This window comes from Candidatus Enterococcus wittei, from assembly GCF_002140175.1.
Lineage (GTDB): Bacteria > Bacillota > Bacilli > Lactobacillales > Enterococcaceae > Enterococcus_B > Enterococcus_B wittei.
The window spans coordinates 429,536-439,574 of sequence record NZ_NGMO01000003.1 but is presented as its reverse complement, the minus strand read 5'-3'; the positions used below and the strand labels follow the sequence as shown (position 1 = coordinate 439,574).

The following is a 10,039-nucleotide window of genomic DNA, read 5'->3' as shown; positions in this document are numbered from 1 at the left end:
ATTTTTATATTGAACGAAAATAAAACTGTTATAAACCTGTCTCTTATACACATCTTAAAATGATAGATAAAAAAATGATGGGAACAGTAGCAGTATTAAGTCTGTCTCTTATACACATCTAGATGTGTATAAGAGACAGTTACATAGAATATTTATCAATTAAGGAGATGGAAAATCAAGAATATACTGTAATTGGTGAAGTAGATGTTAAAAATAGACAAAGTCACAAAGAAGGAATAAGCAAAAAAATATTTAACAGTGAAATAACAATCTATCCTGTAGGTACTTATAAAGAATCTCAATATCGAACAATTGGGTTTATCCCTGTCTCTTATACACATCCAGATGTGTATAAGAGACAGATAACAATCTATCCTGTAGGTACTTATAAAGAATCTCAATATCGAACAATTGGGTTTATCCAATATGAGGAAAAAGAATATATCGCTGTAAAAAAAAGAAAAATAAATAAAATTATTTTTATATTGATTATCTTATTGTTAGCTTTAGGGTTAGGAATTCAATATTCTAAACTACAAAACCAACAAAACCAACAAGCAAATATAGATCCGCAGGCAGAAGATTATCAATCACAGTTGAAACGACCAGATAATATTGATGATTCTAAAATTGTTATTCCGGGTTATGGGACATTTACTTTGAAAAAAGGAAGTGACACCATTGACACAGTATTATTCAATCCAGAAAATAATCCTTGCTTCTTCAAGTTCACTTTGATTGATAAAAATAGTGGAGAACTCTTGTATGAAAGTAAGTTGGTAGCTCCTGGAAAAGGTATTAGTCCTGTCAAATTGAATAAAAAATTTGATGAAGTCAATGTTTACGAAGCTACCTTACTTTTTCAGACTTTTGATTTAGAAGACACCAAAATTTCATACAACTCATCCAATGTTGATGTGAAAATTAATGTCGTGGAATAATGGAGAAGTGAAATAATGACTAAAAAGAAAAAATTAAGGATGCTTTATTATCGAAGTATTGCTTCGATAATAATTTTATGTGTGATATTCAGTTCGTTCCATATGAATAGTTTTGTGGAAGCATTAACGAAGGATCATTTGATTGAATCAAATGTAATTTATAATGACGATCATACTGAAGCAAGTATTGTGTTTGACTTAGATAGTGTAGCAGAAGACAAATATTTTATTGAAAGTATCACTAGTGAAAAGGAAGAAAAAGTCATTTATGATAGTAATTCGTTTAATCAGTCTACAGACTATTTAGTGAAAGAAAATGGTACTTATGATTTTACTATTGCTTATTCTCAAATAGCTTTTGATGAGAGAGAATCTGATCAAAATATGAAAAAAATGAAAATTACAGTACCGGTAAAAGATATTAAAAAAAATGAAACTATGGGCCATACGGAAATTAGTGATATGAATAGTTTTGATAATAATACGGGTTTAAAAGAAGATTTTGGTACTACAATAGATACAACAGAAGAAACATTAGAAGAAACATTTTCTAATAATTCAGATGCTGATTTAGACGATACATCACAGCCTGATAATATTTTAGATGAGACAGTCGATTCTGTAATAAATACTGTAAACAATCATAGTCAAGGCGCTTATCCCCAAGAAATTCTCTTAAAGGGACTAGGATTTTATGGAAACTTTAACAAGGCTAAATTTAATATTGATCCCTCCACCTATAAGATAACAGGGACAGTGCTAGAAACAGGTACAGGATACCATTCCTATTTCGATGGAATATATTATAGGATAACAGTGTATAAAAAGGATGCTAAGCTATACGACACAGGTGAAGTAGTATTTGAAGTTAAGGGGACAGATAGACCTAACAAATCACAGTTTGAAAAAATAGAGGGTTTTAGATTTGAAGAAGGAGATATGATTCAAATTTGGTCACCAGAGAGCAAATTTAATTTTCCGGGATCTCCTATTATTGCTAGCGACGGTGTAAATACTGTTGATTATACTAATGGAAACATTCCCAGTGAAAAATGGAGTAATTCAGTCTATGAAATAACAGGTCAAGGTTTAAAAGAGATTTATAATGAAGTTCCACTTATTAAAGGGATTGATATTCCGTTATTTGCTTTGTATGACCAGGGGGACCTGAGTAAAGGAGAATTACAAGAGGCTCCAGTCTATACTGATATTCAGTTTTTAGATGATAGAAATGATAACGGAATATATGTTAGAGGAAAATATCAATTAGATGGTAGCGAAGTTAATATGAAGTATGATGTAACTAATTTACCTCCTGAAGAATCGAAATCAGGTTTATGGACAAGTAGATATACTATTACTGACTCGTGGGGAAGATCCGCTCAGGCTAATCGTAATATTGTAAAATTACCTAAATTTGATAATAGAATAAAAATCGAAGAAATGGAGAATAAAGTTTCAGATGATAAATTAGTTTTTGGATTTGTTCACTTTCAGGATGCAAAAATTAATCCAAATACAGTAAATTTACCATCTGGTGCAGTTATTAATACTAAGCCTGAATGGGAAGCTAACTTGGTTTTACCGTATGGTAATGATAAGAGAACTAGATTAATAAAAAGCAGTTCTGGAGATTTAGAAAAAATTGATGTTGGTGAAAGGTATTATATTCCAACTGAAAACATAGTCAGTGTAGAAGTAAAAAGAGATAGTTCAACAATTATTGTAACCAATTATAATGCTAGCATATCAGAGACACAGATTGCTTCTTTTAATGAACAAGAACTAAAAAAACAACTTAAAGAAGAGATAGCACAAATTATGGGGGTTAATATCTCTAATTTGGATGGGGCAGAAATAGTGCTTGATGCTAACTTAGAAAAAGATAATCCTAAAGTAGGATCTTATCAAGTAACCCTCCAGTTTAAAAATGCAAATGGGACAATAAAACAGATTTTTTCTTTAAATGTTACTGAAAATCCTTGGAGTTACGATACTCCGGAAAGGATAGAAACTAATGGTGCTTCGGGATTTGTTGTTATTCCTAAAGGGATTGAATTAGAAAGAGATATAGAAGATTCCAGTCAACTTTCAGCGAAGGCAGAAGTTTATTTTGCGAATTATCAAAATGCTGAGAATGTTCAATATAATATATCAGTTGATAGAACATTCGAAATGATTAACGTTTTAGATAATACTAATAAATTTGTAGTAACAGCTACGTCAAGTAATGCTCACACAAATTGGAACAATAATATTCTTGATTTAGGAAGTTTATCTTTAACTAATACTAAAGGTAACGGATTAAATATAATGTTTTCTGCATCAACAAAAGAAACCGAGCGAGTAAAAGGACGTTGGCAAGGAAATGTTCATTTTTATATTGAACGAAAATAAAACTGTTATAAACATAGCTAACTATGTTTTGTAAAAAATTAATTATTAAAGGAGAGAAATTTATAAAATGATAGATAAAAAAATGATGGGAACAGTAGCAGTATTAAGTATGCTTTTAGCAGGAGGAACAATCGCAAATGCTCAAACATATGTTGCTCCTTCTGTAGGAGAGACTCCAGTAACCTATGATAATCGAAATGTATTACCGGATGGAAATGGACAATACGGCATGGTTATTCCGACAGCAATTTCATTTACAGATGACAAAAAAGAAGCTGATGCATCATTAGAAATTGTTGGCGTTAATGGATATGATTTGGATAATGATTGGCAAGAATTAGATGTTAGTGTAAAAATAAAATCTTCAAACGGATATAATCTAGTAAAAGATGGAGACAAAAACGTTTCTTATACACTAAAAATGGATGGAAATGGCTCATCATTTAATGCAAACGATCAGGAACAAGACATTACAAAACACTTTGGAGTGAGTCAAGGGAATGGGGATATTGTAAAGAAAGATACAGGGGTTGCCACATTAACTGGCAAAGCACCAGAAAAAGGACAATATTTAGATACGTTGACTTATACATTTACTGAAAATACAAATGTACCAGCCTAATTTATATAAATTTAAAATACCAAGCATTATCATGTGACAAAGAAAAAACTGGCTCTTTGCCACATGATAGTGCTGAAGAGAAATTCTAGAACGATTGGTGAACAGAAAGAACTATTTTCTTTCGGCTCTTCGACAAGTAGTGTTGGTGAGTTCAAATTGAAAGAATTTCATCGGGAATCAATCGAAGCAGAAATACGCTTCGATTGATTCTTTTTTGTTTTCATTCTGTTTGGTGAGGGCACCAAAGCCCTCATGGCTCTTTGTGCCAGCCTCTTTTTTTATTTTATGAGTTTAAAAGTGGATATTAAGGTCTAGAATATTTAAGGTATCTTTGATAAGCTAAGTATGAGACATCTTGAATTCTCCTTGTGAATTGGTTGACCAATTAATTCTAAAGGATTTCAAGGTATCTTTTCTATCTTTTTCTCAATAAAAAATGTTGGTGGACTCCACTAACATCAAAAAGTATAGAGCCGTTCTTTTTGATGTTTTTCTACCTTACTGCTCAGGTCAGGACCCTTCTCGAACAACCTCTCTATAATCGGATTTTTTGACTTTTATTCTATTGCTCTCTAGTATATGAGGTGTAATTTTGTTTATTGCTTTTCAACTTGAGGGAGGAATCCAAATGACCGATCGAATTTCGTTAGAAAAAGAAGCTGTTGAATTTAGTGATGCAAATGCTCCACATCCACGTATCTATGAACTACCTCCGGAAGAAGGTCGTGACCTACTTGAACAAGTCCAAGAGTCACCAATCGAAAAGTTATCTGTAGATATAGAGGACTTGAAGCTCTCAACGAATGAATGGGGACAAATCAATGTCCGTTTTATTCGTCCAGAAGGAAATGTTGAAAAACTACCAGTGATTTTTTATATCCATGGGGCTGGTTGGGTATTTGGAAGTGCTGCCACTCATGATAAATTAGTGCGTGAGTTAGCTGTAAGAACAAATTCAGTCGTGGTTTTTCCTGAATATAGCCGTTCTCCTGAAGCAAAGTATCCTATTGCTATTGAACAAAATTATGCTATCCTGCAAAAATTGGCTGAGCTTTCTGAAGCAAAAGGACTAGATTTGGAGCGGTTAAGTGTAGCAGGGGATTCAGTTGGCGGAAATATGGCAACGGTCATGACGATTCTCACAAAAAAACGGCAAGGTCTGCCTATCAATAAACAACTTCTTTACTATCCAGTGACAGATGCTAAATTTGATACAGATTCATACAATGAATTTGCAGAAAACTATTTTCTGACAAAAGAGGGAATGATTTGGTTTTGGGACCAATACACAACAGACGAATCGAAACGAGCAGAAATCACTGCTTCTCCTTTACGTGCAACAACGGAAGAACTAAGTGATTTACCACCGGCTATGATTTTAACTGGTGAAGCTGATGTCTTACGAGACGAAGGTGAAGCCTATGCAAAAAAACTCCGAGAGGCAGGTGTAGAAGTGACACAAGTGCGATTCCAAGGAATCATACACGACTTTGTCATGGTGAATGCTATGGATCAAACAAACGCTACTCGAGCAGCTATGACGCTTTCTACAGAATGGCTGAAAAAATAGTTACTATCTATTATATTTATTGTGGGATAAAATAACAAAAAAGCACCCTGTTAATGGGTGTTTTTGTTATTTTTTAAAGAACATTGCTTTGTTTTTTTATTTGTCTGAATTTCTTTTGGAAAATGGCGAGTTAGACTAGTCAATTACCTTTTTTTGTTTTACAATTAAAAAGAAACAAGAGAAAAAGGAGACAAAAAAATGGGCAAATTTCAAGTGATCGACCATCCATTGATCCAACACAAATTAACGATTATTCGAGACAAAAATTGTGGGACAAAAGTTTTCCGTGAAGTTGTTGATGAAATTGCTATGTTGATGGCATACGAAGTATCTCGTGATATGCCATTAGAAGACATCGTCATCGAAACACCGATTACAGAAACGACACAAAAAACATTGTCAGGTAAGAAAGTAGCAATTATCCCGATTTTACGCGCAGGTATCGGCATGGTTGATGGCATCTTAGAATTGATCCCAGCAGCAAAAGTAGGTCATATTGGTCTATACCGAGATGAAGAAACATTGGCGCCACATGAATATTTTGTAAAATTACCTGAAGACATTGATGCACGTCAACTATTCGTCGTAGATCCAATGTTAGCCACTGGTGGTTCAGCTATCATGGCAATTGATGCATTGAAAGCACGCGGCGCCTCAAATATTAAATTTGTCTGTCTTGTTGCAGCTCCAGAAGGGGTGAAAGCATTACAAGAAGCACATCCAGATATTGATATCTATACTGCATCATTAGATGAAAAATTAAACGAGAAAGGTTACATCGTGCCTGGTTTGGGTGATGCTGGTGACCGCTTGTTTGGTACAAAATAATTTTTGCTGATCGCTGATTGAGGTACCTTATATCCAGAGTTCACAAACTTAGCCGAAGAATCTGAAAATAGTTTTTTCTATTTTCGAGATTTTTCGGCTTTTTTTGGCTCTTCGACAAGTAGTGTTGGTGAGTTCAAATTGAAAGAGTTTCATCGAGAATCAATCGAAGCAGAAATACGCTTCGATTGATTCTTTTTTGTTTTGGATTGATCTTGGAAAACCAAACCCTGGATCAAGTAAATACGGTCACGAAAATGGAGGAAATTACGGTAACCATAAGCGACTCGTTTGATGACCTTGATTTTATTATTTGTCCCTTCCAAGGCCCCGTTACTATAGGGTGTTTGGAAGGCATTTTTGATTCCTTTTCTGTATTTATTTAAGAAAGTGAGTTTCTTGCGAAACCACTCAGGAAGCTGGGTATCTAAGGTATTCACCACTTCGAAAAAGTCGTTTGTCTCTTTTTGTTTATAGTGATAGAGAAGGAGTTGACAAGTGTCATAAGCCAACTTCAATGTGGAATCATAGCTGAGTCATTCATCGACGATCGCTTTTTCAGTCATCGGACGCTTAAAGGAATAATCATAGCGATAGCGTGAGCTATCTAATAGATAAGAATCCTTTAGGAATAACTTCCAGTAACGTTTGAATCGTTTATACTTCAGACGATCGTTCTTGCGATAAGTGTTCATGATTTGAATCCGTAAATGGTTCAACGCCCGGTGAATATGTTGGATAATATGAAAACGATCCGTGACAATTTGTGCATGGGGAAAAATACTTTTCGCTAATTCAAAATAAGGAGCGTTCATATCCATGACGATATATTGGACATTCTCTCTAGCTTGACGGGTATAGCGAGAGAAATAGGTACGTAGATAAGCTAGTTTACGACTTTCAAGAAGACCAAGAATTTGATTCGTCTGACCATCCATGAAAATAAAACTCATTTTACCCACACAGGATTTCATTGCTTTAAATTCATCAAAGCAAAGAACGGAGGGCAAGTAGTCCAAACGTATTTTAACGTTCTTCACAGCCACTTTCATGATTCGTAAAATCGTGACATCCGATACGAAATAACGAAAGGCAATGTCTTTTCTACTGGAGTTGGTCGCTAATTCTGCCATGATTTTTCGTTTCAAGTCGACAGAAATCGAACAATTTCTATCGACTAAAGAAGTTTCAGCCGAGAAAGTTGCGCCACACTCTTTACATAGGAATCGAGTTTTTTTGAGTTTTAAGATTGTTTTACGTGAATGGATCGGTAATAATTGAATGGTGGTTTGGTGGGTCCCATATTTAATCACTTGTCCTTCGTTTTTAATCCCACATTTTGTACAACAAGTGGGAGTGTAATCTAAGTGTCCATGAATCACGTAGGAGGTAATGCCTCCTTCTTTCTTTTCAGAAAGCCAATTTGTAGGGAAAATGATAGTTTCATCTGTTAAACCGGGTAATTTTCTAGTATGATAGTCCATGGAGATATCCTTTCTTGATGAGTTTGTTTTAGACGACTTAATTCTATCAATTTGGATATCTCTTTTTCTATCTTTTTTTACAAAAAAATAGTGTTAGTAGAAAACAAAATTGTTTTCCACCAACACTAGATATTATAGAACCCTTTTTTTTTAGAAAATATATTCAGCATAGAAATACTATGTAATAAATCCATACGTCTAGCAGGATTAAGACAAAAGATAAAAAATAGTGTCATCTATTATTTTAGATTTTCGTATAACATCGAAGAACGATGGGCGCATGAATAATAAATGAAAAAGACTTTGCGCTCTGTTTTGCTTTTCAAAAGAAAAAGCCACCCTAAAAAGTTAGGATGGAAAAAGATTAAATCGTTGTTAGATCTTTGTAATTGATAATAATTAAACCTTTGCTTTGGGTCATCAAGTTGGCATTTTCATCAGTTTCATCAATCTCAACAACAGCGGAATTTTTCAACTGCTTCGTAATCGTTCCAGTTTGTTGTTGCCCATGAATCGTAAAGGCGACGTGCGTTGCGGTAGTGAATTTTTCTCCAGTTTCAGATGGTACGATCGTTGTTTCAAATTTTCCAAAAGTTGCCATTTTCATAAAACCTGCCTTTCCTGTTAATTATAACACATTTGATGAAAAAAATCATGAAATTAAAATAAATTCACTTGTTATCTCTTTACATTCTCATAAATTGCGTTTATAATTCCTTATGGAAGCGCCAGCTTAGCTCAGTTGGTAGAGCAACGCACTCGTAACGCGTAGGTCACAGGTTCGATCCCTGCAGCTGGCATACGAATAAAAGCCGTCATATCAAGGACTATCCCTCGATGATGATGGCTTTTTTATTATCGTTTTATGTTTTGTAGGCCAGAACGTGGCAGAGATTTTTAAAACTAAAAGTTAAACAACGTATTTTTTAGTTAAATAGATTTGAAAAACGATTATTTGTTACTCTGTAATCTTTTTCAGCCTATCAAAAATTTACTTTCACTTTTAGTGTATGTATAGAAATTAGAAATTAAGCTCTCAGTTCATGAGAAAAAGATGAGCGTTTAGCATTGTTTTTAGACGGTGCTTTATTAAGGTTAGTTTTGTTCAGTTTGGATAATGATCCTGATATCTTAAGCTTTAACGATCCTTTTAATGATTCCGAGTCTATATTTGTTAGCTGATCAAATGTTGCCTCTAACGCTTTACGATCAGGGTTAGGTAGATTATTCACTTGTTTTACTAATTCCCGATCTTCTTTACAATCATGATGGAAGGGTTCTTGATTAGCCTCGTTTAGTAAAGCCTGATTGATCGATTTTTCGCCATAGGCTATCGCTTGATCCAATTTTTCTAACACCTGCTGGTTTTCAGCTTCCATTTCAGCATTCATCCATTTCGTCAATAGTTTCATCAATTCTTCTAGCGTCTGATATTGAGACCCTTCTAATTTAATTGTATTTTGTTGTGCTGGATCATCATGCGAAGTAGCACGTTGTTTAGCCGCCAAGCGTCTTTTAAGAAGTGGACCGCTCTTACTTAAATTCCCGTCTAACTCCATTAATTTAAAAGGCCTTGTTTCAAATTGAGCATATTTGATAGGTTGTTTGTTAGTTGTTGTTGCTTGATGCCTTTTGGATAATGCTTGTTGTTGTTTTATTTTATAGACAACTTCTTTTTTTTTAGATTCCCTTAATTTAATCGCGTTTCGACGTTTATTCTGATAATTTGTTTGAGTTCTATACTTTTGTTCATCTATGTCTTTTTTTGTGAATACCTTTCTTAACCATGCGAAAAATCGGCTCATTCTAATCTCCCCCTTTAGCGTTTCATACACTAAGTATACACAATGAAGCGAAAGATACGTGGCTGATTTTTCGCAAAGAGGAAACAATCGTTTGCTATACGAAATAAAACCCACTCAACCATGTTCGGTTGAGCGGATTCTTCAATGTTATAAAGTAAATTCATAGTTCGCTTCCACGATCATACTTAGAATTTTTACTTCTCTTGTATCCATTTTGTCTCTCAATGGCAAATATTATTCTCTGTTGTTTTTGTCTACGCATAGCTTCTTTGATTAAATCTTCAAAAGAGTTTCCTTCTGCTATTCTTTGGTAAGTACTATCCTTAAAATTCCTTTGTGCTATTCCTTGGTAAGTATTATCCTTAGAATTCCCTTGTGCTATTCCTTGGTAAGTA

At 34.1% G+C, this 10,039-nt stretch carries 8 protein-coding genes, 1 tRNA gene and 1 pseudogene; 6 read left to right on the top strand and 4 right to left on the bottom strand.

Annotation, left to right across the window (positions count from 1 at the left end; all coding sequences use genetic code 11):
- The first annotated feature begins 167 nt into the window (after positions 1-167).
- The 5 genes from A5844_RS09800 to upp all read left to right on the top strand — a co-directional run bounded on the left by A5844_RS09800 (position 168) and on the right by upp (position 6,358).
- A complete protein-coding gene (locus A5844_RS09800) occupies positions 168-941 on the top strand; it encodes a hypothetical protein (RefSeq protein WP_086285000.1) in 774 nt (257 codons plus the stop codon).
- A gap of 15 nt (positions 942-956) precedes the next feature.
- Complete coding sequence (locus A5844_RS09795) at positions 957-3,338, top strand: hypothetical protein (RefSeq protein WP_086284999.1); 2,382 nt, start codon at positions 957-959, stop codon at positions 3,336-3,338.
- A gap of 67 nt (positions 3,339-3,405) precedes the next feature.
- The gene (locus A5844_RS09790) at positions 3,406-3,960 is read left to right on the top strand and encodes a hypothetical protein (protein WP_086284998.1); all 555 of its coding nucleotides are present in this window, start codon (positions 3,406-3,408) and stop codon (positions 3,958-3,960) included.
- A 628-nt stretch (positions 3,961-4,588) separates the two neighbouring features.
- Positions 4,589-5,530 carry an alpha/beta hydrolase gene (locus tag A5844_RS09785; protein WP_086284997.1) on the top strand — a complete coding sequence of 314 codons (942 nt, stop codon included), beginning with the start codon at positions 4,589-4,591 and terminating at the stop codon, positions 5,528-5,530.
- Between the two features lie 198 nt (positions 5,531-5,728).
- Entirely contained in the window at positions 5,729-6,358 is a 630-nt protein-coding gene (upp, locus tag A5844_RS09780) for a uracil phosphoribosyltransferase (RefSeq protein WP_086284996.1), read from the top strand.
- A 149-nt stretch (positions 6,359-6,507) separates the two neighbouring features.
- Here the strand turns inward: upp and A5844_RS09775 are convergent.
- Positions 6,508-7,839 (bottom strand): annotated as a pseudogene (locus tag A5844_RS09775) (ISL3 family transposase).
- A gap of 364 nt (positions 7,840-8,203) precedes the next feature.
- On the bottom strand, positions 8,204-8,446 hold the full coding sequence (locus A5844_RS09770; protein ID WP_086284995.1) for a hypothetical protein: 243 nt from the start codon (positions 8,444-8,446) through the stop codon (positions 8,204-8,206).
- A 120-nt stretch (positions 8,447-8,566) separates the two neighbouring features.
- On the opposite strand from A5844_RS09770, the gene A5844_RS09765 reads away from it, so the two are divergent.
- Positions 8,567-8,639: transfer RNA gene (locus A5844_RS09765), tRNA-Thr, on the top strand.
- Positions 8,640-8,867: 228 nt separating this feature from the next.
- Here the strand turns inward: A5844_RS09765 and A5844_RS09760 are convergent.
- Together A5844_RS09760 and A5844_RS14300 are read right to left on the bottom strand one after the other, a co-directional pair.
- Complete coding sequence (locus A5844_RS09760) at positions 8,868-9,644, bottom strand: hypothetical protein (protein WP_086284994.1); 777 nt, start codon at positions 9,642-9,644, stop codon at positions 8,868-8,870.
- Between the two features lie 160 nt (positions 9,645-9,804).
- Positions 9,805-10,039: hypothetical protein (locus tag A5844_RS14300; RefSeq protein WP_179190584.1), on the bottom strand; the 235-nt coding region annotated here is incomplete at its 5' end.

What these genes read in the sequence shown, in the direction of transcription:
- A5844_RS09800 (WP_086285000.1), top strand. Translation starts at nt 168, where the DNA reads ATGGAAAATCAAGAATATACTGTAATTGGTGAAGTAGATGTTAAAAAT.
- A5844_RS09795 (WP_086284999.1), top strand. Translation starts at nt 957, where the DNA reads ATGACTAAAAAGAAAAAATTAAGGATGCTTTATTATCGAAGTATTGCT.
- A5844_RS09790 (WP_086284998.1), top strand. Translation starts at nt 3,406, where the DNA reads ATGATAGATAAAAAAATGATGGGAACAGTAGCAGTATTAAGTATGCTT.
- A5844_RS09785 (WP_086284997.1), top strand. Translation starts at nt 4,589, where the DNA reads ATGACCGATCGAATTTCGTTAGAAAAAGAAGCTGTTGAATTTAGTGAT.
- upp (WP_086284996.1), top strand. Translation starts at nt 5,729, where the DNA reads ATGGGCAAATTTCAAGTGATCGACCATCCATTGATCCAACACAAATTA.
- A5844_RS09770 (WP_086284995.1), bottom strand. Translation starts at nt 8,446, where the DNA reads ATGAAAATGGCAACTTTTGGAAAATTTGAAACAACGATCGTACCATCT.
- A5844_RS09760 (WP_086284994.1), bottom strand. Translation starts at nt 9,644, where the DNA reads ATGAGCCGATTTTTCGCATGGTTAAGAAAGGTATTCACAAAAAAAGAC.